Origin of the sequence: Collinsella tanakaei (assembly GCF_016900375.1) — a bacterium.
Taxonomy (GTDB): Bacteria; Actinomycetota; Coriobacteriia; order Coriobacteriales; family Coriobacteriaceae; genus Collinsella.
The window spans coordinates 152651-176657 of sequence record NZ_JACJKB010000002.1 but is presented as its reverse complement, the minus strand read 5'-3'; the positions used below and the strand labels follow the sequence as shown (position 1 = coordinate 176657).

Genomic DNA, 24007 nt, shown 5'->3' with positions numbered 1-24007 from the left:
CCCTACTCGTCTGGATTCGATGCTATCATTACACATTACGGAGAGATGGCAGAGCGGTTGAATGCGGCGGTCTTGAAAACCGTTGAGCGCGCGAGCGTTCCGAGGGTTCGAATCCCTCTCTCTCCGCCCGTTAAATCCCCAACAATGAAATAGTTTGAGGCCCGGAGCCCTTCTCGACCACGCGCGAGAGGGATTCGAACCCGCAGGGCCTCATGCTGCGCAAAGCGCGTGAGCGTCTTTGCCAGCATGAGTCGCAAGGGCGGCGCAGCCGCCCGCAGCGGGAGGGCGGCGCGAAGCGGCGGCCGACATCCCTCTCTCTCCGCCACTCAGCGACGGCATATCGAACAGGTCGATTGCCCAACCGAGAGAGGGATTCGAACCCGCAGGACCCGCGCCGCGGACAGCAAAACATGACACTGGGACCCGTCCTAACTGTCATGAAAATCGAACCTGTGGGTTTGTACCGTTTGGGGGCGTTGAAACGGTACAAACCCGTAGGTTCGATTTCGGAGCGGCTGGCGATGGCTGCCTGGAAGGAGAAAAACATGACAGTGCGCCCCGTCCTAACTGTCATGTGCATGAGTGCGGTGCAAAAGTGAATACCGTATGCCGGGTCAAGCGGCAGGCAATGCCCCGTTCGGCGCGCCCGATTCCGTGTAAGATGGCACAGGGCGGCCACATGGCCCGCCCGACAGCGCACGATCGACCGGAAAGACCCTTGCATGACCGCCCTGCTCGATATCGCATACCCCGCTGTGACGGCAGCCGTCGCCGGTGCCGGCGCAGCCAGCCGCATGGTGACGATCCCCATCGGGTTCGAGATGATGGCCATCATCACGGCATCAGTCACCGGTGCCCTCAAAGCGCGTGAAAAGCAACTCGACCTGCTGGGAGCTGTATGCTTGGCCGTGATCGTCAGCTTGGGCGGCGGTCTGTTGCGCGACGTTATCCTTCAGGTGGGAAACGTCTACATCCTGAATCAGCCCTTGGCACTGCCCGCCGCCATCATCACCGCCGCGGTGTCGTTCCTCATCCCCTCGCTGCTGGAAAAGCAGGACCGACTCATCGGCCTTCTGGACATCTTCTCGGTCGGCCTGTTCTCGGCCACCGGTGCCGACAAGGCGCTCGCCTACGGCTTCGAGCCGATCATCGGCGTCATGATGGGCTTCTTCACCGCCGTGGGCGGCGGCATGCTGCGCGACATCTGCCTCGGCCAGACGCCAGCTATCTTCCAGCGCAGCAACTTCTACGCGGTCGCCGCCATCGCGGGCGCCGTCGTCTACGTGCTCATGGTCGGCGCCGGGCTCTCCAACATCGTCGCGCTCGTCGCATGCGTGATCGTCACCATGTCGCTGCGCTACCTGTCGCTGCACTTCGACATCAAAAGCCCGGTCGATATGGATATCGCCCAAGCGCTGCACCGTTCGCGCCGCCGTGTGCGCAACAGCACCCGCCCCGAAACCACGAATCGCTCCGTCGAGGAGCTCGAGGAGCGCCGCGAGCGTGTCCAGGCCGATATCGAGCGCCGCCGCCATTACGAACGCCGCAAGGCCGCCCTCGACAAGCTGCGCAAGCATCGCAAGGCACGTGCGCACCGTCGTCTCGACATATAAAAAGAAAGGGGCGGGTCGTTTGACCCGCCCCTTTCAGTTGATGTGATAAAGCCTTACTTGCCGTTCATGGCGCGAGCAGCCGCCTTCTTGCGGTCCGTCGCGTTCAGCAGGCGCTTGCGCAGGCGGATGTTCTTGGGCGTGATCTCCACGAGCTCGTCGTCAGCGATGTACTCGAGCGCCTCCTCGAGCGAGAAGGTGCGCGGCGGCACGAGCTGCACGGCGATGTCGGCCGTGGAGGAACGCTGGTTGCCCAGGTTCTTGGTGCGCGCGATGTTGACAACCATGTCGCCGGGCTTCGAGCGCTCGCCCACGATCATGCCCTCGTAGCACTCGGTGCCGGGCTCCACAAAGAGCTGGCCGCGCTCCTGCAGGGTGCCGAGCGCGTAGGCGACCGCCTTCTCGGTGGTCATCGAAATCATGGCGCCGTTGTTGCGGTTGCCGATCTCGCCAGCGTAAGGGCCGTACTCGAGGAAGGTGTGGTAAAACACGCCCTCGCCGTGCGTGACGTTCATGACGCGGTTCTTCAGGCCCATGATGCCGCGCGTGGGGATGCGGAACTCGACGTGCGTGACAGTCGTGCCCGCCTGCATGTTGGTCATGGTGCCGCCAGCGTTGCCGAAGACCTCGATGACCTTGCCGGCGTACTCGTCGGGGCACTCCACGACAGCCTGCTCGACGGGCTCCATGCGATTGCCGTCGTCGTCCTTCTTGAACAGCACGCGCGGACGGCCGACCTGGAATTCGAAGCCCTCGCGGCGCATGGTCTCCATCAGGACGGACAGGTGCAGGATGCCGCGGCCGGACACCTCGACGCCGCTCTTGTCGGGCAGCTCCTCGATACGCATGGTCACGTTGTTCTCGCGCTCGTTGAACAGGCGCTCCTTGAGCTGGCGCGCACCCACGATGTCGCCATCGCGGCCGACGAGCGGCGAGGTCGAGGCCTCGAACACGATGGACAGCGTCGGCGGGTCGATCTCGATCGGGTCGAGCTCAACGGGGTTCTCGGGATCGGTGTAGACGTCGCCGATGTCGGTGGAGTCGACGCCCACGACCGCGGCGATGTCGCCCGCGCCCACCTCGGAGCACTCGGTGCGACCCAGGTAGTCGAAGGTGAACAGCTGCTTGACCGTTGCCGTGGCGCGCTCGCCATCGTTCTTGACGACGAGGATCTGGTCGCCCTGGTGCACGGTACCGGAGTACACACGGCCGATGCCGATGCGGCCCACGTAGCTGGAGTGGTCCACGGTCACGCACTGCATGGCCAGCGGGCCGTCCACGTCGACGTCGGGCGCGGGCATGTCGTTCAGGATCATGTCGAGCAGCGGGTACATGTCGTCGTTGCCGTCGTTCGGGTCGAGGCGCGCGAAGCCGTTCACGGCGCTCGCGTACACGACGTGCTCCATGGCGAACTCGAGCTGCTCGTCCGTGGCACCGAGGTCGGCCATGAGGTCGAGGCAGTCGTTGTAGGCGCGCTCGGGCTCAGCGCCGTCGCGGTCGATCTTGTTGATGACGATCATGATCTTGAGGCCCGTGTCGATGGCGTGGCGCAGCACGAAGCGGGTCTGGGGCATGGGACCCTCGAAGGCGTCGACAAGCAGCAGGGCGCCGTCGGCCATGCGCAGCACGCGCTCGACCTCGCCGCCGAAGTCGGCGTGGCCGGGGGTATCGATGACGTTGATCTTCACGCCCTTGTACTCGATGGAGATGTTCTTGGCCAGAATGGTGATGCCGCGCTCGCGCTCCTGATCGTTGGAGTCGAGCACGCGGTCCTCGACCTTCTGGTTGGCGCGGAAGGCGTCGGTGGCGCGCAGCAGCTTATCCACCAGCGTGGTCTTGCCGTGGTCGACGTGGGCGATGATGGCGATATCCCTCAGGTTCTCAACGCGCATGTGTTCCCTTTCACTCAGTGCAGCAGCGAGCCAGCGCCAATCGGCGGGCGCGCGATATTCTCGGTAACCGGTTCGGAAAAAACGAATATATAGTAGCGTTTCTTAGAAGAGCGCGGGTTCCTCACCTGCAGGTTCAGGGTCGCTCCACATAAAGTTGTCTCCCTCGCCCATGCCGTCGAACAGCACGAAGGCCGAGTAGCCGCACGGCAGGCCGCGCTCACAGAAGCTGACGAGCACCGCGTTGGCATAGCCGCCGTCGACCTCGACGCACCCGGTATAGGCGATCGCATAGCGCTCGATGCGACCGACGCCCTCGTCGGGGATGCCGCAGGCAGCGTTTTGCGAGATGAACTCGGTCGCCGCCGTCAGGCACGCTTCCTCGCCGTCATCGGTGAATTCCGCCTCGTAGCGGGCGCCGGTCTCGTCCTCGGCGCACACGACCACGCCCGGATCCTCGCCTTCGGCCAGGGAATCCAAAAACGCGCCGATAACATCGCAGGTCATGGCATCGAGCTCGGACGACACGGCGCCGGCGTTCTGATTGTTCTGGGGCATCGGGCGTCCTTCCTCGGTGCATATGCGGGATAACCGCTCTATTCTAGCGCGACGGCCCGACTGCAGCGGGCAGGATTGTCGGCCGCCAAGTGCACGCCGCCTCGAAATCGCACCTCGGTTTATATCAGACATTATTCGTGATTTCAGGCAGAACCGCGCCTGTCGTTCCTTATTCATTTTCTGCCGAAATGGCCTACGCTCTATCCATTTGGAAGACTGCACGGCTCAGCATTACAGTCGGCGCGCCTCCTCGGCGATCTTGCGCGCGGCGTCACGCGCTTGCAGCAGCTCGCGCGAGCGCTTTTGCAGGGCCTCGACTTGGCTCGAGAGCAACGCCGCATCCACCACACCCCACACTGCCACCATGGAGGCAATGGAAAAGACGGTCACCCCGAGGCCGCCGCGCATGCGCGAGCAGACAAGCGCCACGACCGCGGCGATTCCCGCCATCGTGAGCATGGAGCGACGACGCTCACGCAGCGTGCGGGCTTCGGCGACAACGGACAGACGCGCCGTTTCGGCAGCATTGGCCCGTATGGTCGCCTCGTAGGCGATGACATCGGGCGACGTGGGCGAAGCGGAGGCCGATGAGGATCTGCTCGAGGTACGGGCGCCCTTGAGCAGCACGTCACGCGCTTCGTTGATGGTGCGCATCTGCTGCTCCGCGCGGGCACGAAGGCGCTTGTTATCGCCGTATTTGTCGGGGTGAAGCATCTGGACGAGCTCACGGTACGCGATGGTGATCTGGTCGCGCGATGCGCCCGGTTTGAGTCCCAAGACGCTCAGGGCCTCGTCTCTCGTCATGGCTTCCCCCCTTTCCTGAAGATGCTCGAACGCCGCCCATCTTACCATCTGATGTGGATGCGACAGTCTGCGGTGCAGCGCGTGCTTAGAGCCTTTCGATCAAGGGTGGGCCGTTAGGGGTTCGCGTCCGCCTGCGGCGTCCGCAGCTCCGGGCGGCTGCGCCGCCCTCGCACGCTCTCTGGCAAACGCTCGCGCGTTTGCTCAGCTTCGCGACCTTGCGGTTCGAACCCCCGCCGGGGCCACGAACGTGAAAGGACCCCGCTCCCGCGAGGTCCTCTTCAATCAAGGGTGGGCCGTTAGGGGTTCGAACCCTAGACCTTGGGATTAAAAGTCCCCTGCTCTGCCAGCTGAGCTAACGGCCCGCGACAGGCATTGTACCACGCGCGGCGCGGGCGGCCAGAGTCGCTTGCCAATTGGAAACTCGCTCACATACCGGACGCTTGCGCTAACACCCGCACGGTCGAAGCGCGCGGCGCAAAGCTACTCCCAGCTCCATTGGCCGTTCACGAACACGGGTACCTCGGTGCCGTCGGCGCAGATGCCCATGATGTCCATGTCGTCGGTGCCGATCATGAAGTCGACGTGTGTGCTCGACGTGTTGATGCCGTGGGCGCGCAGCTCCTCAGCCGTCATGTCGTAGCCGCCCTCGTAGCACTCGGGGAAGCCGATGCCCAGCGCCAGATGGCAGCTGGCATTCTCGTCGTAGAGGGTGTCGTAGAACAGCGTCTCGCTCTCGCGGATAGGCGTATTCTTGGAGATGAGCGCAACCTCGCCCAGGCGGCGTGCGCCCTCGTCGATCGCGAGAATGCTCTTGAGCGCATCCTTGCCCACGACAGCATCGTAGTCGACGACCTGACCGCCCTCAAAGCGCAACCAGAAGCCGTCGATGCGGTTGCCGTGGTAGATCAGCGGCAGGGCCGAATGCACGATGCCGTCGGCGCGCTCGCAGTCCGGCGAGGTAAAGACCTCCTCGGTGGGGATGTTCGGGAAGAACGGATGGCCGTCGGGAGTCTCGCCGCAGCCGCCCGCCCACAGGTGACGGTCGGTCAGGCCCACGGTGAGATCCGTGCCGTTTTCGGCTGTGTAGTGCAGTGCGACGAAGCGCTTCTCGTTCAACAAGCGCAGGTTCTTCTCGAACGTCGCGTTGTGGAGCTCCCAATCGCTCTCGGGGTCGTCGCCATCGGCGCGGGAAACCGAAAGGATCGCGCACCACAGGCGGTAGATGGCCACCTCGGTGGGCACGCCCGGAAAGACCTGCTCGGCCCATGCGGGAACCGGCGCGCCGGCAATGCACCACGGGTTGATGTTGAAGTCCAGTCCGCGACGGAAGACGCGGCACTGCGTGTTGCGAGCCTTGGAGGCAGTGGCGGGCTTGGCCGGGTCGATGCCGCGCAGGGCATCGGGGTCCGCGCCCTCGACGAACACGAAGCAGGCACCCGCCTCGGCAAGGGAATCGAGCTGGATGCGCTGCCACTCCGGCGTCTGCTCGAAGTAGGAGGTCTCCACATGCTCGTACGTCAGACGCGTCACGGCGTCGTCGTGCCAGATGACCGTCACGTGGCCGGCGCCCGCCTGATAGCCGTGCTTGACCAGCAGGCGCACGAACGCACTCGCATCGACCGGAGCCTGGATGACCAGCTCCTGGCCGGGCTTGACGTTCACGCCCGTCTTCACGACCAGCTGCGCGTAGCGATCGATCTGGGGCTCGAGGGCACGGATGCCCTCGCGGGCTTCCTGTGCCGTCATCTCGGGTTTTGCTGTCATATCGTCTCCCATCGTCGGCATTGCGCGCAATGCCCCTATAACCAAAGCGGGGCGCATCGCCTTGCTGCGACACGCCCCCTCAGATACAACCACATGGCTCCCATGGAGCTCCTGCGCCGGTGAGGCGCTACTTCTTCTTGCGCTCCTCGCGCTTGCGGCGGTTCTCCTCGGCGGATTCCTCGAGGAGGGCGACCAGCTTGGAATCGGACATGCCCTCGGCGCGGCGACGGGCGTCGTTGCGCAGCGGGCGGATCTTCACCAGGTCGTAGATGAACGCGGAGATGATGCACACGTAGGCAACGATCAGACCGCCGATCTGAATCGGCGTGGAGAGCTCGTTGCTGCCCTCCGGCAGCCCGAGCATCACAACCCACACGAACACGCTCGCGATGATGCCGATGACCAGCAGCCCCCAGAAGACGCGGCGGTGCTTCGCGTAGTCCGGCTCGCTCTTGAGCAGCTCGGTCGACGCGGTGTAGATGCGGTCTTCCTTCAGGCGAAGCTCGCGCTTGCGGGCGCGCTTCTCCTCGCGCGACAGGCCCTCGAGCGACTCGCCGCGCTCAGCCTGCTTGCGCTTCTCCTTGGCGGACGCCGGAACGACGCGCACCGACGAGGCGGCGGCGCGGGCAGGTTTGGCGGAGCCGGCGGACTTGCGGGTGAAACCGCTCGACTCGCCCTGCATCTGCGCCTGGGTCCGCTTGTTCATGGGGTTGCGGGTACTCACTTACTTGTTCTCCTTCATGGACTCAAACTTGGTGCCCGTGAGCATCTCGTAGGCCTCGATGTAGCGGGCGGACGTGCCCTCCACGACCTCGGCGGGCAGATGCGGGGCGTCGCCGGTCATATCCCAGTTGGCGAGCAGCCAGTTGCGCACGAACTGCTTGTCGTAGCTGTCCTGGACCTTGCCCTCCTCGTAGGTGTCGGCGGGCCAGAAGCGGCTCGAATCGGGCGTGAGGCACTCGTCGATCAGGGTGACCTTGCCGTCGATCACGCCGAACTCGAACTTGGTGTCGGCGATGATGATGCCGCGGGTCGCCGCGTACTCGGCGGCGGCGGAGTAGATCTTGATCGAAAGGTCGCGAATCTGCGAGGCGATGTCGGCGCCCACGATCTCGACGCAGCGCTCGTACGAGATGTTCTCGTCGTGATCGCCCAGGTCGGCCTTCGTGGAGGGCGTGAACAGCGGCTCGGGCAGCTTGGAGGCCTCGGTCAGGCCGGCGGGCAGCTTGATGCCGCACACGGTACCGTCGGCGTCGTAGGTCTTCTTGCCGGAACCGGTCAGGTAGCCGCGCACGATGCACTCGATCTTGATCGGCTCGGCCTTCTTGACGAGCATGGCACGACCAGCCAGATAGTCGCGGTACTCGGCGAACTCCGCCGGGAACTCGTTCACGTCGATGGACACGAGGTGGTTCGGCACGATGTCGGCGAACTTATCGAACCAGAACGCGGAGATGCGGTTCAGGACCTCGCCCTTGAACGGAATCTCGTCGGGCAGGATGTAGTCGAAAGCCGAAATGCGGTCGGATGCGACCATGAGCAGGTTGTCACCCGCATCGTAGATGTCGCGAACCTTACCCTGGGAATCCGGACGGCGCTCGATCGAAGTCACGTTGGTCAACTCCTCACATAGATGGAATGATGGCGCGCTTGCGCGCAGCCTGCGCAGCACGGAGCGGCAGCGGCGGCACGGCGTGCGCCCTCCTTAACCGGCAACGCAGACTAAGGAGGCAATGACCGGTCATTCTTGCGGCGTTACCGCCTCAAGATCGATCGGTCACGACCTCCCTAATGATTCATTGTAGTAGATGGGGCTTCGGGTGCGTGCTCGCGCGGCAGATGAATCGTAAAAGTCGTACCCTTTCCAAGTTCCGACTCAACCGAGATGAAACCATGGTGGCGCTCGACGATCTGCTTGGTTACCGCAAGGCCCACGCCCAGGCCGCCCGCCTCGCGTGCGCGACTGGCATCCGCACGCCAGAATCGTCCGAAGATACGCGACAGGTCTTCCTTGGCGATGCCGATACCCGTGTCGGCCACCGAGATGAGCACGTTCTTGCGGTCGAGCGAGACGGATGCGACCACCCAACCGCCCTCGGGCGTATAGCGCATGGCATTGGAGAGCAGGTTGATGACCGCCTGCGTGATCATATCGGGATCTATCTCGATGTTCGCCCCGCGGCCGGCCGTCTCGTCGGCAAAACGAAGGCGCAGGTCGCGCTGGGTGAACAGCTGCTCCTGGGAGTTCACGATGTTGCGGGTGAGTGCGACGACGTCGACCGTCTCGAGGTTGAGCGGGGCGGTGCGGTTCTCCATGCGCGACAGGTCGAGCATCTGCTGCACGAGGCGCGCCAGGCGGCGCGTCTCGGATGCGACGGTCTCGAGATGCTCGGAATCGGTGGGGTACACGCCGTCCTGCATGGCCTCCACGGTGGCGAGCATGGCCATGAGCGGCGTGCGCAGCTCGTGCGCGACGTCGGAGGTGAGGCGGCGCTCGTGCTTGAGGTCCTTCTCGAGCGAGGTCGCCATCTCGTCGAAGGTCTCGCCGAGTTGATCGATCTCGTCGTCTCCACGCAGGTCGGTGCGGGCGGACAGGTCGCCGTCGCGGATCTGCTTCGCGGTGCTGGTGATGCGTCGGATGGGGTTCGTGAGCATGCGCGACACGAGCAGGCCGATGAGCATCGAGATGGCGACGGCCACGAACGCGGCGATGACCATGGCGTTGAACGTGCGGTCACGGAAGGTGGTGTCGGCCTTGGTGAGCAGCACGTCGCTGCCCATGACCCACAGGCTCACCTTGCCCACGGTCACGCCGTCGGAGGTTACGATCGGCTCGGTGACGGCGCCCTCCGAATCGATGGGGGCGGTCGAAACCAGGCTGTGCGCGCGGCGCGACCAGTCCTCGTCGCCCTTATCGTTTTTATCGGAGGTGTTACCCTCGCTTTCCTTCAGGCGCTTGAGCTCGGCGGCAACGGGGGCCGCAGGCCAGGTGTCGTCGTAGAGAATCGTGCCGTCGACGTCCACGACCTGCAGGCCGATATCGCCCGAGGAGATCGTCGAATCGGCAAGGGAGGCAAGGTCGGACAGGCTCCACGAGCCGTTCTGCTCGTAGATGCTCGCGAGCTTCTGCGTCGTCAGGTGCGCGATCTCGGTCACGTTCGAGCGCGTGTACTCGGAGAACACGCCGCCCCACACGACCGACACCACGCAGATCATGATGAGCACGGTCATGAGCGAGGTCAGCGCGAACGACAGCGCCATGCGCGAACCGTAGCTCATGCGGCCGCGCGAATCGGAACGAGGCGTGTTCCAGCTTGCGCGGGAACTCGCCTCGGAATCCTGCTTATTCTTTTGATCCGTAGCCAGATGCGCGGGAATCATTACTTGCCGGCGTCCTCGTTCTTAGGCTGCTGGGGCGCCTCGAAGCGATAGCCGACGCCGTGGACGGTGTAGAGCCACTTGGGCTTCTTGGGGTCGTCGCCCAGCTTGGCGCGCAGGTTCTTGACGTGGCTGTCGATGGTGCGCTCGTAGCCCTCGAAGTCGTAGCCCAGAACCTTCTCGACGAGCTCCATGCGGTTGTACACGCGGCCGGGATGGCGGGCCAGCGTGGTGAGGAGCTTGAACTCGGAAGCGGTCAGGTCGACCTCGCGACCCTCAACCAAAATCTTATGGCCGGAGATGTCGATGACCAGATCGCCGAAGTCGAGAACCTCAACCTGGGGCTCATCGGACTGGTGGGCACGGCGGAACAGGGCGCGCACGCGGGCCACGAGCTCGCGCGGAGAGAACGGCTTGATGAGATAGTCGTCGGCGCCGAGCTCGAGACCGATGATGCGATCCTCGACCTCGCCCTTGGCGGTCAGCATGATGATGGGCACATCGGAGGTGTCGCGGATGGCGCGGCACACGCGCTCGCCCGACAGCTTGGGAAGCATCAGATCGAGCACGATGAGGTCGAACTGGTGCTTCTCGAACTCCTCGACAGCGGACTGGCCGTCGCCGACGCCCACGACCCAGTATCCCTCGCGCTCCAGGTAGGCGGCCACAGCATCGCGGATTGCCTTCTCGTCTTCGACTAGCAGAATCTTCCTTGCGTCCGAAGCCATGTGCGGCCTCCTTTTCCCGTTCGACTCGACAACTGCCCATTTTAGCGCACATCGTGATATCGTGCGTTTTGTGTGCGCAACCGATCGGCCGTGCACTCGGCACAGCGGCGTGGCTGCTGTACATTATTCCCAGAGCGCAGAATTTCTTCCAGCAGAGTTCCAGGAGACCCCATGCCCTACCGAATCCGCATCGCCACGCCCGCAGACGCAGCTCAGGTCGCCGCCATCTACGCGCCGTTCGTGCGCGATACCGTGATCAGCTTCGAAACCGAGGTGCCCGACGCCGCCGAGTTCGAGCGGCGCATCGCCGACATCGGCGCGCGCTACGCCTTCATCGTCGCCGTGGACGGCAACACCGATGCCGTCGTCGGATTCGCCTACAACCATGAGTTCCGGTCGCGCCCGGCCTACGATTGGTCGTCGGAGATCTCCATCTACCTTGCGCCCGAGCATCAGGGCCGCGGCTTGGGTTCCGCGCTGCTGGAGGCCCTCGAGGAGCTCATGCGCCTGCAGGGCATCCGCATGGCGGAATCCTGCATCACCGACGGCAACGACGCCTCGGTGGCCTTCCACAAGCGGCACGGCTACCATCTTTGCGGCAAGCAGAAGGCGTGCGGATACAAGCTTGGCCAATGGCTATCGGTGCTCTGGCTCGAAAAGCAGCTGCTCCCCTGCGATACCGACCCGGACCCACGCACGGCGCCCGATCCGGATCTTGTCGGAGCGCTTTTGGAGCGCGTGAACAGGCGCTTCGCCGAAAGCGAGGCATAGAAAAGACCGCGGACGAGCATTTTTCGTCCGCGGTCTTCTTAGTTACAGTGCGTAGACGCGCGCGTTCACGCTGTCGGGCATGCCCTGCTCATTCTTGACGGTCGCATAGACCAAGAACAGGTCGCAGGTCCCCTCGCTTGCCGGGTAATCGCCATAGTCGAGCGAACGGTCGGGGCACGAGATCATGCCGTAGGTCTGCTCGGCCGTGTCGATCACGCAGTGCGACGAGCGGGTCTTGATGATATAGCGGGTCCCCTTGCCCGCAGGGCATGCGGCCGGCTCGCGGCCGAGGTACACGTACGGACCGCCCTCGCGGCCGATGAACGTACCCATGTTGCCCAGGCTTCCGCTGCCGTTGTAGCTCGCCTCGATGGCGAAGGCAAAGGAGCCATCCATATATACCGCCTCGAAGGGGCGCACGCCGGCCGGCAGCACGAGCTGGTCGACCTGCTTGTACGAGCCGTTCGACACATCGAGCGCCGTCATGCCGTAATAGGTGCCCTCGTCGGCGCGCACGCGCGGCGAGATGGTCAGGATGCCACCGCACACCCGCGGCTGCGTGGCAAAGCGGCCCGGCGACTCCCACACCTCGTGACGACCCTCGTCGCCCACCGACCATGCGTAGCAGTGGCTGGCGTCAGAGGTGCGCGAACCCGTGAGGCTCGGGCACTTCTGCCAGTAGACCGTCGAACCGATGGCCGTGAACATCGGCGGATCCCAATCGGCACCGCCGCTATCGAGCTCCACCGGGTCGCTCAGCAGCGACGCGTCGGCGTAGCTCGCGGCGAGCAGCACCCAGGTGTTGGTGGAGTACTCGACCTCCAGCCAGGTGAAGATACCCGAGCCGCAGCGGACATCGTGGAAGCCGTAGGTGCGGCCGCGCACCGGGGACGACACGAGCGTGTACAGGTCGCCCGAGGTGAGCGAGAGCACACCCAGCGTGTTGATGGAGGTCGCCGACTCGGGCGTCATCATGGCCGCCGCCCATACGCCGTCGCTGTGGTAGAGCAGGGTGCCGAGCGGCAGCGTCCACGTGGCGTTGAGGGTGACGGCCGGCTCGGCATCGGCGTACTCCTCGAGCGCGTCGATGATCTGGGAGTCGTCGTCGACGAACTGGGGCTCGCCGGTCTTGTCCTCCTCCTCGCCGCCGTTGCAGCCGGAAAGCGACATGGCCGCGGTTGCCGCCGCCGTCGCCGCCGCACCGCCGATCAAAAAGCGACGGCGCGAGACGCCGTCTTTGCCAAAGAGCTTCATCAGCACGCCTTCGAGGCGGCCTCGGTCAGCGCATGGATGAGCTGATCGGCGCACGAGGTCTGACGCGGACCGCAGGTGTTGCCCGCAAGAATCTCGACGATGTGATCGACCTGCTGGCCTGCGACGAGCTTGGATACAGCCTTGAGGTTGCCGTTGCAGCCGCCCTCGAAGCTCACCTGCTCGATGGTCTTGCCGTCGTCGGACAGGTCGACATGGATCATGCGGGAGCAGACGCCGCGCGGCTTGTAATCAAGATGAATCATCGGAATACCCCTCTCTTGGTTGAAGGCCATTATAACCAGATGGGGGCCAGCACCGACAAGAAGGGGCCAGGTACAAACTTGTCGGCTTTCGATAAGGCTGAACCGGGTTTCACCTTGTCTTAAAGCCGACAAGTTTGTACCTGGCCCCTTCTTGTCGGTCTTGTCGCAAAAAAGAGGCGGCTCCCGTGGGGGAACCGCCTCTCGACGCTCGGATGCTTTCGAACGCTCGCTTACTGAGCGGCCTCGAAGCTCTGCGGAACCGTCCAGCCCTCGGGGAGCTTGATGGTCTTGCCGTTGACGTCGGCCTCCTGCGTCCAGCTCTCGGGAGCCTCATAGCTCGTGTGGCAGCTGGCACACGTGAACACGCTCTGGTCGTGCATCAGGTGGCAGGAGTTGCACTGCTGCACGCCGTGGGCGGTGCTGTGCGGGTCGAAGCTCCAGTCGGCGGTGGAGGACTCCGTCGCGCCCGGCATCACACCGGCGCCGGAGTGGCAACCGCTCTGCAGGCAGAAGTCGTTGGAGAAGGTGACCTTCTCGAACGGCTGCTCATAGCTGCCGGAGAGCTGCACCTGAACCTCGTGCATCATCTGGGGCAGGGTGGCCTCGTGGCAGCCGAGGCACTGGTTGTTCGCGGCGGAACGATGCTGGTAGACCAGCGAGCTCGTGTCGTTCACGAACGTGTTGTAGTACTTGCCCATGGTGCTGTGGCAGATGGTGTCGCAGCACTCGGGGGTGGCATGCCAGGCCCAGCCGGCAACGCCGATGACCGTCACGACGACGACCGCGGCGATGACGATGGGCAGGCGCTTGCCCTTCCAGTTGATCTTCTTCTTCGGAGCCTTCTCGGGGGCGGCAGCCTCCGTGGTCTCCTTGATCTCGTCAGCCATAGTGTTCTCCTCTCGGGCTGCGCTTAGGCGCTCAGCGCCGGGTTGTCGCCGCAGTACTTCTCGAGCACGTGGTGATACGTGCGCGTACGGTCATCGTACTTGGCAGCACCCTCGGTGAGCAGGCCGAGCTCCTCGAGGTCGGCCGCCTGATCGGTCAGGCCGAGATCCTCCAGGCACTCCTTCGTCGGACAGCCGAGCTCCTCGTCCCAACCGAAGCGCTTGTAGAGCATGGTGAGGGCGGTCTTCCAGTCCTCGCGCTCCATCTTGTCGGTGCCCTCGGTGAAGGGCTCGATGTCCGGGTCCTTGGTGAACGGCCACTCGGTGATGACATCGTGGATGTTGCGGAAGTCGTTGCAACCCATCTTGCCATCCTTGTCGGTCATGCCGCGGGCAGTGTTGGCGCGCTGCAGGGTCATGACGCGCTCGCCGGCCTTGTACAGGTCGTCGATGGTGACCTCCTGGCCGGTGACCGCGGTATAGAACTGGGCCTCGAGGTCCAGGTCGCCACGATAGCTGCGGTCCTTGTCGGGAGCCATGGCCATGGGCCACACCCAGTTGCACAGGGTGAGGCAGTCATGCAGGACGTCGGTGACGATGCTCCACCAGGCGAACTCGGCCTTGGCCTCGTTCATCGGGGTGTAGTTCTTGTCGGCGTCGACGGCGCCCTCGCCCCACATCTCGGCACCCATCTCCTTCTTGAGGTCGATGGGCAGGCCGCAACCCTGGAAGTTGACGGCGGAGTGAATCATGTCGTCGCGGTTGAAGACCATGTTGTACAGGCCGCCGACCTGGCCGAAGCACTCGATGGCGTGGTGCACGGGCCAGCCGCGATAGTTGATCAGGCAGGAGCGGGAATCGTCGTACCACGCGGCGTCGTTCCACTTCTCGGTCCACACGAGCGGGCCGTGACCGAGCCAGGCGATCGGCTTGTTCTCGGTATCGTTGGAGGCGATATCGGACAGAATCTTGATGAACGGCGTGGGATCGCCGGCCATGATCTGGTCGAAGCCGTACTCGGCGAACTGGTCGCCAAGCTCGCGCTCGAGGATGCCGTCCACGTAGGTGTGGGCGATATCACGGTAGAGCTGGGCGTAGTTGCACCACAGGCCGAGATCGTCGACAACAGCCTGGATGAGCAGGTTGTAGAGGACGGACTGCTCGGTGAGGGCACCTTCCTCGGTGGTGGTGCCGGGGACCTTCATCATGCCCTGCATATAGCTCGAGAACGGGAAGTTGGGCACGCAGGTGTTGCCCATGGACTCGTAACCGGTCTTCTCGAGGATCTGCGGGTGCTTCACCTGAGCGTAGCAGCGCACGGGGCAGCCGTGGCAGCCGGCCATCTTGACGGTGTACTTCTCGGCCTCGGGACCCAGGTCCTTGGTGGACTTCATGCAGCGATAGCCCATGGTGTTGGGCTCATGCGGCTTGGGCTCGCCGGTCTCGATGGGACCGCCCTCGGCGGCAGCCCAGTACAGGCCCTTCTTGGCCGTCCAGCGGGAACCCTTGTCGTAGTACTCGGCCCAGGACTGCTGGGTCGACGGCACGACGTGGTTGTTGTTGGAGCCGATGACCTGGTCGATCATGTAGTCGGACAGGTCGGCGACCATCTGCGGGTCGGCAACGTTGACGCCCTTGGTGCCGCGCACCACGACCGCCTTGACGTTCTTGGAGCCGAGCACGGCGCCCAGGCCGGCACCCGCGGAGTGGCTGCGGGTGTTGATGACGCAGGCGTAGGGCAGCAGGTTCTCGCCCGCAGGGCCGATGGCGGCCACGCAGACGTCGACGCCGTGCTTCTTGCACAGGGCCTCGGTGGTCTCGCGGGTGCCCTTGCCCCACAGCGCGGAGGCGTCCTCGATCGAGATCTTGTCGTCGTCGATCAGGATGTAGACCGGCTTGTCGGCCTTGCCCTCGATGATCAGGCCGTCATGGCCGGAGTACTTGAGCTTGGCGCCCAGCTGACCGCCGCAGTGGCAGTCAACGACCAGGTGGTCCTTGGTGAACGTGGAGAGCGTGGCCCACGTGGAGCGGCCGGCCAGCGGCACACCCGCAGCGGTGAGGGGACCGACGGCGAGAACGGCCTTGTTCTCCTCGTCCATCCAGTCGACACCGGCGGGAACCTCGTCGTACATGATCTTGTTGGCGAAACCCATACCACCGATGTAGTCCTTCTGCATCGCCTCATCGGACTCTTCGGTGATCTCGCCAGTCGAAAGGTTGACACGGGCGATCCAGCCCATCCAACCGTAAGAGACGTTATCAGCCATTGCGTTACTCCTCTACTTACGCGATCTTGCCGCCGGCAATGAAGTCCTGCTGCTCGCTCACGAGCGGCAGCGGATCCTCCTGGCGGGTCGGACCGGAGGAATGGTTGACATCCTCCCACTCGACCAGCTCGAGGGCGCCGTTGGGGCACTGCTCGGCGCAACGGCCGCAGGCGATGCACTTGGCGGACTTACCGGTCTCGGTGTTCACCACGGGCATGTGCCACGGGCAAGCGGCGACGCAGGTGCCGCAGCCGACGCACTTCTCGGAATCGACCACGCGCACGCCGTTGTCGTTGGTGATGATGGCGCCGTGCGGGCAAGCGGTCTGGCACAGGGCGGTGGTGCACATGTGGCAGGTGCGGACGTTCCACTCCATGGAGTAGTAGATGCCGTCGCCGCTACCGAGCTCACTGCCGTAGAAGAAGCCGTCGTTCACGTGGATACGGGCGGCCGCGGGCTGCGCCTTGCCGTCGTTCAGCAGGGTGCAGCTCATCTCGCAGCGCTGGCAACCGGTGCACTTGGCGCGGTTGACCTTGAGCACGTGAGACGGGGTCGCGTAGTAGTCGACCCTACCCTTCGAGCTCGTGGGAGCAGCTGCGGCGGAATCCGGGAGCAGTCCCAGCGCCACCATGCTGGCCACGAACGCGCTCGATACCTTCACGAACCCGCGACGGGTGAAGAAGGAGTCGAGACGGTCCGCGCCGGAGCCCACATGCTCCAAAGCGGTGTTCTCTTTCATAGTCCCCCCTTTTCAGGATCTTCGGCCGGAAACGCCAAGGGCAGACGCCCGGCCCCTCTTGTCGGTACGGCGCACGGCGATGCGCGCCATACCTCGACGAGTTTATTGTGCCTGCCGCCGCCCGCGCGGCATCACCTCCTTGTGGGTAATTTGGTGACATTCCCTCCAATTCGGCCAAAACGGCATCACCTGTAATAGGGTACCTATCGCTACCTGCGGGTTGTCGACTGCGCCATATGGCTGGTTGGTGCTCAATGACTGCCGCGCTTCCTCTTTGGAACGCTGTTCGGAACGCTGCCGATGGCTGTGGCAGGCGCCCTGCCAGCCGCTGTACGACGCCTGTGGCAACTGCGCGACGACTGCACCAAACCGTGCCAACGTGTGGCACAATGGTCAAGTTATCGACACGCGGGCGCGCTGCCCGCAGGAGGTAAGTCCCATGCTTTCTGAACGCCTGCTTTCCAAGACCATCGGCTTCGGCGCCACGCACCTGCTGCGCTCCAAGGACGCAGTGAGCCCCTTGGTCCCCGCCCCGCAGCCGGGCCATGAGTACCTGCTGTACGTACACGTTCCGTTCTGCGACGTTTTGTGCCCCTACTGCTCGTTCACGCGTTTCCCCTTTAAGGAAGACCTCGCCGTCCGCTACTTCGGCGCGCTGCGCAAAGAGCTCAAGATGATCCGCGACCTGGGCTACGAGCCTACGAGCGCCTACATCGGCGGCGGCACACCCACCATCATGATGGACGAGCTCGAGCGCACCATCGACTACATGCGCGAGCTGTTCCCCACCATCCACGAGGTGTCGAGCGAGACCAACCCGCCGCACCTCGACCGCAAGCGCCTCGAGCGCATCTCGCGCATGGTCCAGCGCTTCTCGGTCGGCGTCCAGAGCTTCGACAACACGCTGCTCAAGCGCATGGACCGCTATGACAAGTACGGCAGTGCCGAAGAGATCGTCGAGCGCATCCAGAACGTGCACGACATGTTCGACACCTTCAACGTCGATATGATCTTCAACTTCCCGGGTCAGACCCCGGAGATGATCCTGCGCGACATCGATATCTTCAAGACCACCGGTGCCAACCAGCTGACGTACTACCCGCTCATGGCGTCGCCCGGCTCCGAGAAGCTCATGCAGACCTGTTTCCACGGGCAGGTCGACTACAAGCTCGAGAAGACCCTGTACCACACCCTGTTCGACCGCATGACCGCACCGGTGAGCGAGGGCGGCGCCGGCTTCTACGCCACCGACGTCTACACCTTCGCTGCCGACCGCGACGCCATGATCGACGAGTACGTGGTTGACTATGCCGAGTACGTCGGTGCAGGCTGCGGTGCCTATTCCTTCCTGGATGAGCACATCTTCAACAACGACTCGTCCGTTTCGGGCTACATCCAGCGCATCGAGAGCGGCCACATGAGCGTCGCCTCGTGCATCGAGATGGGTCGCGCCAACTGGAAGCGCTACCGCATGGGCCGCGAGCTGTTCGGCCTGCGCCTGGACAACCGCGCCTGGCGCCGCGACTTCGGCAAGTACATCCAGTACGATATGCCGATCGAGTACGGCTACCTCGCCGCGAACGGCGCCTTCGACAAGAACAACGCCGACGAGCTCACGCTCACGCGCCGCGGCCGCTACCTGGTGCTCGTGATGATGCGCCAGATCTTCATCGGCATGAACACCGAGCGCGACCGCCTGCGCACACAGCTGCCGGCCGACGAGCGCAAGATGTTCTCGGACTCAGCCGAGCGCCAGATCGCCGCTGCTCAAGCCGCCGACGCCGAGTGAAAGTTTGGGGACAGGTCCCAAACTTTCATCTAGATTTCGCCGCAAGCGCGCATGTAGGCGTCAACGCGCTCGTCGCGCAGCGAGCAGTTCTCGGTCATGAGGCAATCGACCGAAAGGCTCTGGCAGGTGAAGAGCGCATCGAGCTCTTCCGGCGCCTCCTTCACGCGCATCAGGTAGTCGCCGATGACCGCCTTGACTGCGCAGGTGGCAAGAATCAGCGTGTACATCTTGGCCGAGGGAACGCCGCCCAGGCGCTCGTTGATCTCGTCTTTCGTGATGGCAAGGGCCTCGGCGAACGTCTTGCCGGGAAGCATCTCGGCAAGGGTCGCCGCGCAGCCGATTGCCGCCAGGCAGCCATGGCTGCGGAAGCCCACGTTGCCGAAGGTCTCGGTTTCAGGATCGACCACCGCGAACAGCTGCATCTGCACCGTGCCGCGCTTCTCCTTGCCGACGCTGCAAAACGCATTGGCGCCATCGGGCACGCCGCCGTTCGGCGTGTCGGCGATCAGGTCGAGCAGCGTGTCGGAATACTCCGTGATGGGAGCGTCGTTCTCGATCTGATACATATCGGGGGTACGCAGAAACGGCGTGTCCTCGGTGAGCTTCTGCTTGGGCATCGTTGTTCTCCTTCGTAGTTCGTGCAGGCAGGTGCGTTAGGGGTTCAGGCGCTTCTCGACGCCATACCACTCGGCGAGGGACTTGCCCTGGGCGTCGGACAGGTACAGGGTCGAGTAGAAATAGGGCTCACCCATGCTGGTGCGCACCATGTGGATGTCGTCGAACGAGCCGGACTTCTTGACCTGCTCATACACCTCGAGCGTCTTGCTGTTCGCCCACAGGTACGGCGGGTTCATGAACGTGCCCACCGCGACGGGCCGCGGATAGGTCTTCGACTCGCTGCGGACCACGTCGACGAACGTCGCCACGGCGTTGTTCTCGGATGTCTGGTACAGGGCATGGGCGAAGCTGTGCGACATCAGCGCCTTCGAATACAGGTAGATGCCCTTCTTGCCGTAGATCAGCACGATATCTGAGACGTCGAGCTCGGGCAGTGGCTCGTCATCGGAGACCTCAGTCCCCTCCAGCTGAACCGAAAGCGGCTTGGGCGCTACGAGCTTGCCGATCGCGGGGGTGTCCTCCGCATGGTCGTGCGTCTCGATGAACATGAGGACCTGCTCCTCGAAGGTGCGCGCATCCATGCCCTCGGGCGTGAGCGCGAGCTTGCGCCAACGTGACGACTTCGTGAGCTTCCCCTCGTAGGAGCGCTGGCGGACGTCGGTGAGCGCCTCGTCCATGGCCCGGATGAACTTGTTTTCCGCATGGATACGTTCGAGCTCCACTGCATCCTGTGCCTGAGTGGCGTCCTGCGCCGTCACGGCGTCGTCGGCATGGGCGCCGTCGATCAGCTCGCTCGATTCCTCCTGCATCATACGCACCTCGCAAAATCGGTTCTTCGCATCGGCTTGGTTCAGTGTAGTACAAGCTATACTCTTATATCGCCTGAAACAGGTGACCCGTGGTACAGGCGCGAAAGGGTACAGGTGGGTAGCGTGCAGCAACGCGATGACAACCAGGCGATGCCGCCGGTTTCGTTTGAAACCTACCGGGTGCTGCTCCCGCCCATCGTCGGCCTCGCGCTCTCGTCCACCGTGGTGAATGTTGCGGTCCAGCAGGCACATCGCACCACCGGGGTGTCGACGTTCAACGGATCGGCGATGATCGTGGCCGCACTTCTTGCTGGCCTTCTGTTCTTGGCGACGTTCTCGATTAAACGATTCACCAAGCGATTCGTTTCGGTCTTCGTGCTCGCCTCGACGCACATCGCCGCCCTATCTTGCCTTGTACTCGCGCTGCTGACCGCCCAGGGGGCTACCGTTCCCCTGGGGCTCGCCGTCCTGCTGCAGGCAGGCGTGGCGCTGGGAAGCACATTCGTCAAGTTCTACTGGCTTCGCAAGCTGCGCGGCACCTCTGCCCAGGCAACCGTCATCGTGGTGTTCTGCGCGCTCGCTCTGTCGGAGTTCGTCACCTATTGCCTGAGCTTCTCGGGCGAGCTCGTCTGGTACACCGCCGGCGTGCTGCTCAGCTATGCGCAGTTCAGTACCATCCGCGCCTCGCGCCGCCTCGGAGCTGCGGGCGACCCCTTCCCGGCAGTTTCGGAATCGTATTTCGGTACCGACGAGGACCAGTTCTCAAACCGCAGCTTCCTTGCCGTCGCCGCGCTCGGCATCTGGTTCATCTCCATCCCCATGGGCATGGGCCTGGGCTTTTCCAGCGGCGAGGCGATCTATATGAGCACGGTGCCGCGCTTTTTGGTGCTGCTCTTTGTGGTCGGCGTCTCCATCCAGTGGATCCGCTTCGGCCTGGCCTCGCGCATGCGCGCCATCACCGCGAGCATCTGGATCGTCATGCAGGTGCTTATCGCGCTGGGCGCCGTCTTCTTCTCGGTCTGGCCCAAGACGATTTCGGTCGGAGCTTCGTTCGTCATGGCGTCGTCACTCATTTTGCAGGCATTCATCTGGTATCTGACCATCGCGTTCATCAGCTTCGGTTGGCGCGACCCCTTCTATTACTGCAGCGCCGCGTGGATCGCTAAGACCCTCCTGCAGGTCGCCGGAATGCGTGTCGACAATATCATCACGCAGGTCATTCCCAGCAACACGCCCGTCATCATCTCCATCATGAGCCTGTTCGTGCTCATCGCAGCGCAGGTCGTGTTCACCCGCCTATTGTTCTCGCCCACGCAGCGCACCGAGCGTCAACATGCGTCGAGCCCCGTGACCGAGGACGATATCCGTCGCGTCCCCTTCATGGGTGTGCTGGCGATCTCTCCCCAGTCTCAGCCGCCCATGGTCCAGCAGAAGCCCGACGTGCATATCGCCACCTCCGTTATGGAGATGGGCCAGCGCTTCGGTCTGACGGGACGCGAGGTCGAGGTTTTGACCCTGTACGCACTCGGCCACACGCAGGCCCGCGTGAGCGAGGAGCTTAAGCTTTCCACCAACACGGTGCACACGCATATCAAGCGCATCTACGACAAGACCGATCTGCACTCGCGCCAGGAGATTCTGGACTACATCGCCGAGTATGGCAATCCCAAGCGCTAGCTTCCGACCGCACCGCACCGCTTCAAGACCGCGTCAGAACCGCATCGCACGAGAAAGGCGACCGCATCGAACCGATTCAGTCCGGTGCGGTCGCCTTCGCTTAGCGTGTCATTCCGCCTGCAAGCTTAGAACTCGAGCTGCTCCAGGCGATCGAAAACGCGGTCGACACGGGTCAGGAAGTCCCACGGATCGAAGATCTCGTCGAGCTTCTCGGACGCGACCGTGCAACGCGGATCTGCCTCGAGCTTCTCGCGGAACGTCGTGCCGCCGGCACACTGCTGAACCTCGCGCCACGTGGCCATGGCGTTCTCCTGGACGATGGCATAGGCCTCCTCGCGCGTGATGCCCGTCTCCACGAGGGCGAGCAGCACCTTGGACGAGAAGATCAGACCGCGCGTCTTGTTGAGGTTGGCCTTCATCTGCTCGGGATACAGGATGAGGCCGTCGACCACGCGAATCAGGCACTGGAACATGTGGTCGAGCGCGATGAAGCTGTCGGCCTGGGCCACACGCTCGGCGGAGGAGTGCGAGATGTCGCGCTCATGCCACAGGGCCACGTTATCGAAGGCGACCTGCGCGTTGGCCTTCACCACGCGGGAGAGGCCGCAGACCTTCTCCATGGTGATGGGGTTGCGCTTATGCGGCATGGCCGAACTGCCCTTCTGACCCTTCTTGAACGGCTCTTCGGCCTCAAGGGTATCGGTCTTCTGCAGGTTGCGGATCTCGGTGGCGATGCGCTCGCAGGTGGCAGCCGTGGTGGCAAGGACGCCGGCGAGATAGGCATGGTGATCGCGCGAGATGACCTGCGTGGACAGCGGATCGTGAACAAGGCCGAGATGCTCGCAGACGTATTCCTCGACGAAGGGGTCGATGGAGGAATAGGTGCCCACCGCACCGGAGATAGCGCCGAACGCGACGTTGGCGCGGGCATCGACCAGGCGATCGAGATCGCGCTTGAGCTCCCAAGCCCAGCTGCCGAACTTCATGCCGAAGGTCATGGGCTCGGCATGGATGCCGTGGGTGCGACCCACGCACAGGGTGTTGCGCTCCTCGAAGGCGCGGCGCTTGCAGATCTCGCCGAGCTTCTTGCAGTCGTCGATGAGGATGTCGGTAGCCTGAACCAGCTGGTAGCACAGGGCGGTGTCGCCCAGATCGGAAGAGGTCATGCCGAAGTGGACCCAGCGGCTGGGCTTGGGCTCGCCTTCGGGAACGTCCTTGTCGATATACTCGCCCATGTTGGTGAGAAACGAGATGACATCATGGTTGGTGACGGCCTCGATGGCGTCGACCTCCTCCTTGTTGAAGGCGGCGTGCTCGCGGATCCACGCGGCCTCCTCCTTGGTGATGCCGATGTTGCCGAGCTCGGCCTGCGCCTCGCAGGCAAGCACCTCGATCTCCTGCCAGATGGCGTATTTGTTCTCGAGCGAGAAGATGTGATCCATCTCCGGACGGGTATAGCGATCGATCATTGCGGCTCCTTTTTGATTATTGGCACGCGAACGGTACGCACATATTGTACGCGCTCGAACTCACCCCCATGCAAAATTGGGGACACTCCCCATTTTTGCAATATGACAGTTAGAACGGTTCCCAGTGTCATGTTTTTGGCGACAAGTTTGTACCTGGCACCTTCTTGTCGCTTCTGAATACGAAAGAAGGTCGGAGGTTTTAATACCTCTGACCTGCACTTTTTACTGGATCGGGCAACGGGACTCGCGTCCGGCTCCGCCGTCCGCAGCTTCAGGCGCTTTGCGCCCTCGCACGCTCACTGGCAAACGCTCACGCGTTTGCACAGTCTCGCGACCTTGCGGTTCGAGTCCGTGCAGGGTGCCCAAACGAGAAACGGCACCATTGCTGGTGCCGTAAATAATCCTGGAGCGGGCAACGGGACTCGAACCCGCGAGTGTCAGCTTGGGAAGCTGATGCCTTACCACTTGGCGATGCCCGCGTATGTGTCCGCCGCGATGCGGCGTACGGGATAGTATAGCGTGTTCCCGCGGCATCGGGCTCGACAAGCGCGCAGAACGTCCGCACGCAACAATCTGCCCACGGTGAGCACGTCCTCGAAGCTTTGCTCCTTTTATGATTGCCGGCAAGACGCGCCGTGACTCGAGCGTACGAGACGCAAGCGTAGAGCCCAATCCACAGCCATAATCCTGCCGTGTTGGAAACGGGACCGTACGTCTGCAACCAGCTGTCCGGATC

Annotated in this window: 20 protein-coding genes and 3 tRNA genes; 5 read left to right on the top strand and 18 right to left on the bottom strand. The window is 63.5% G+C overall.

The window, feature by feature from the left end; all coding sequences use genetic code 11:
* Nucleotides 1-39 precede the first annotated feature (39 nt).
* Nucleotides 40-126, top strand: a tRNA-Ser gene (locus H6A16_RS02095).
* Between the two features lie 596 nt (nucleotides 127-722).
* Complete coding sequence (locus H6A16_RS02090) at nucleotides 723-1613, top strand: trimeric intracellular cation channel family protein (protein WP_204615703.1); 891 nt, start codon at nucleotides 723-725, stop codon at nucleotides 1611-1613.
* Between the two features lie 53 nt (nucleotides 1614-1666).
* On the opposite strand, the gene typA is transcribed toward H6A16_RS02090, so the two are convergent.
* The 9 genes from typA to H6A16_RS02045 form a co-directional block, all read right to left on the bottom strand.
* A complete protein-coding gene (gene typA, locus H6A16_RS02085) occupies nucleotides 1667-3502 on the bottom strand; it encodes a translational GTPase TypA (protein WP_204615701.1) in 1836 nt (611 codons plus the stop codon).
* A gap of 102 nt (nucleotides 3503-3604) precedes the next feature.
* Nucleotides 3605-4057 (bottom strand): hypothetical protein, encoded by a 453-nt coding sequence (locus H6A16_RS02080; RefSeq protein ID WP_204615699.1) that lies wholly within the window; start codon nucleotides 4055-4057, stop codon nucleotides 3605-3607.
* A 231-nt stretch (nucleotides 4058-4288) separates the two neighbouring features.
* Nucleotides 4289-4861 carry a J domain-containing protein gene (locus tag H6A16_RS02075; RefSeq protein WP_204615698.1) on the bottom strand — a complete coding sequence of 191 codons (573 nt, stop codon included), beginning with the start codon at nucleotides 4859-4861 and terminating at the stop codon, nucleotides 4289-4291.
* A gap of 289 nt (nucleotides 4862-5150) precedes the next feature.
* Nucleotides 5151-5223 (bottom strand) — tRNA-Lys (locus H6A16_RS02070).
* A gap of 118 nt (nucleotides 5224-5341) precedes the next feature.
* Nucleotides 5342-6625 carry an aminopeptidase gene (locus H6A16_RS02065; protein WP_204615696.1) on the bottom strand — a complete coding sequence of 428 codons (1284 nt, stop codon included), beginning with the start codon at nucleotides 6623-6625 and terminating at the stop codon, nucleotides 5342-5344.
* Between the two features lie 127 nt (nucleotides 6626-6752).
* Nucleotides 6753-7349, bottom strand: coding sequence for a hypothetical protein (locus tag H6A16_RS02060; RefSeq protein WP_204615694.1), 597 nt, complete (start codon nucleotides 7347-7349; stop codon nucleotides 6753-6755).
* Nucleotides 7350-8237 (bottom strand): phosphoribosylaminoimidazolesuccinocarboxamide synthase, encoded by an 888-nt coding sequence (locus H6A16_RS02055; protein ID WP_204615692.1) that lies wholly within the window; start codon nucleotides 8235-8237, stop codon nucleotides 7350-7352.
* 176 nt (nucleotides 8238-8413) lie between these two features.
* Complete coding sequence (locus H6A16_RS02050) at nucleotides 8414-10006, bottom strand: sensor histidine kinase (protein WP_204615690.1); 1593 nt, start codon at nucleotides 10004-10006, stop codon at nucleotides 8414-8416.
* Complete coding sequence (locus H6A16_RS02045) at nucleotides 10006-10731, bottom strand: response regulator transcription factor (protein WP_204615687.1); 726 nt, start codon at nucleotides 10729-10731, stop codon at nucleotides 10006-10008. The genes H6A16_RS02050 and H6A16_RS02045 overlap by 1 nt, the downstream gene beginning before the upstream one ends.
* 171 nt (nucleotides 10732-10902) lie before the next feature.
* Here H6A16_RS02045 and H6A16_RS02040 point away from each other — a divergent pair, with 171 nt between their 5' ends.
* Nucleotides 10903-11502, top strand: a complete 600-nt coding sequence (locus H6A16_RS02040; protein WP_204615685.1) for a GNAT family N-acetyltransferase — start codon at nucleotides 10903-10905, stop codon at nucleotides 11500-11502.
* Nucleotides 11503-11544: 42 nt separating this feature from the next.
* On the opposite strand, the gene H6A16_RS02035 is transcribed toward H6A16_RS02040, so the two are convergent.
* The 5 genes from H6A16_RS02035 to H6A16_RS02015 form a co-directional block, all read right to left on the bottom strand.
* Nucleotides 11545-12756, bottom strand: coding sequence for a hypothetical protein (locus tag H6A16_RS02035; RefSeq protein WP_204615683.1), 1212 nt, complete (start codon nucleotides 12754-12756; stop codon nucleotides 11545-11547).
* Nucleotides 12756-13019 carry a TIGR03905 family TSCPD domain-containing protein gene (locus H6A16_RS02030; RefSeq protein ID WP_204615681.1) on the bottom strand — a complete coding sequence of 88 codons (264 nt, stop codon included), beginning with the start codon at nucleotides 13017-13019 and terminating at the stop codon, nucleotides 12756-12758. Before H6A16_RS02030 ends, H6A16_RS02035 begins: the two co-directional genes overlap by 1 nt.
* A 230-nt stretch (nucleotides 13020-13249) precedes the next feature.
* Nucleotides 13250-13906, bottom strand: a complete 657-nt coding sequence (locus tag H6A16_RS02025; protein ID WP_204615679.1) for a cytochrome c3 family protein — start codon at nucleotides 13904-13906, stop codon at nucleotides 13250-13252.
* Nucleotides 13907-13929: 23 nt separating this feature from the next.
* Complete coding sequence (locus H6A16_RS02020) at nucleotides 13930-16170, bottom strand: aldehyde ferredoxin oxidoreductase (protein WP_204615677.1); 2241 nt, start codon at nucleotides 16168-16170, stop codon at nucleotides 13930-13932.
* A gap of 16 nt (nucleotides 16171-16186) precedes the next feature.
* Nucleotides 16187-16909 carry a 4Fe-4S binding protein gene (locus tag H6A16_RS02015; RefSeq protein ID WP_204615674.1) on the bottom strand — a complete coding sequence of 241 codons (723 nt, stop codon included), beginning with the start codon at nucleotides 16907-16909 and terminating at the stop codon, nucleotides 16187-16189.
* 439 nt (nucleotides 16910-17348) lie between these two features.
* Here H6A16_RS02015 and H6A16_RS02010 point away from each other — a divergent pair, with 439 nt between their 5' ends.
* The gene (locus H6A16_RS02010) at nucleotides 17349-18698 is read left to right on the top strand and encodes a coproporphyrinogen III oxidase family protein (RefSeq protein WP_204615672.1); all 1350 of its coding nucleotides are present in this window, start codon (nucleotides 17349-17351) and stop codon (nucleotides 18696-18698) included.
* A 29-nt stretch (nucleotides 18699-18727) separates the two neighbouring features.
* On the opposite strand, the gene H6A16_RS02005 is transcribed toward H6A16_RS02010, so the two are convergent.
* Both H6A16_RS02005 and H6A16_RS02000 read right to left on the bottom strand, forming a co-directional pair.
* Nucleotides 18728-19315, bottom strand: a complete 588-nt coding sequence (locus H6A16_RS02005; protein WP_204615670.1) for an iron-sulfur cluster assembly scaffold protein — start codon at nucleotides 19313-19315, stop codon at nucleotides 18728-18730.
* 36 nt (nucleotides 19316-19351) lie between these two features.
* Entirely contained in the window at nucleotides 19352-20128 is a 777-nt protein-coding gene (locus tag H6A16_RS02000) for a hypothetical protein (protein WP_204615669.1), read from the bottom strand.
* 111 nt (nucleotides 20129-20239) lie between these two features.
* Between H6A16_RS02000 and H6A16_RS10965 the strand changes: the two genes are divergently transcribed.
* Entirely contained in the window at nucleotides 20240-21802 is a 1563-nt protein-coding gene (locus H6A16_RS10965) for a LuxR C-terminal-related transcriptional regulator (protein WP_204615668.1), read from the top strand.
* A 125-nt stretch (nucleotides 21803-21927) separates the two neighbouring features.
* Here H6A16_RS10965 and purB read toward each other — a convergent pair whose 3' ends face one another.
* Together purB and H6A16_RS01985 are read right to left on the bottom strand one after the other, a co-directional pair.
* Nucleotides 21928-23271 carry an adenylosuccinate lyase gene (gene purB, locus H6A16_RS01990; protein ID WP_204615667.1) on the bottom strand — a complete coding sequence of 448 codons (1344 nt, stop codon included), beginning with the start codon at nucleotides 23269-23271 and terminating at the stop codon, nucleotides 21928-21930.
* Nucleotides 23272-23675: 404 nt separating this feature from the next.
* Nucleotides 23676-23750 (bottom strand) — tRNA-Gly (locus tag H6A16_RS01985).
* Between the last annotated feature and the right edge of the window lie 257 nt (nucleotides 23751-24007).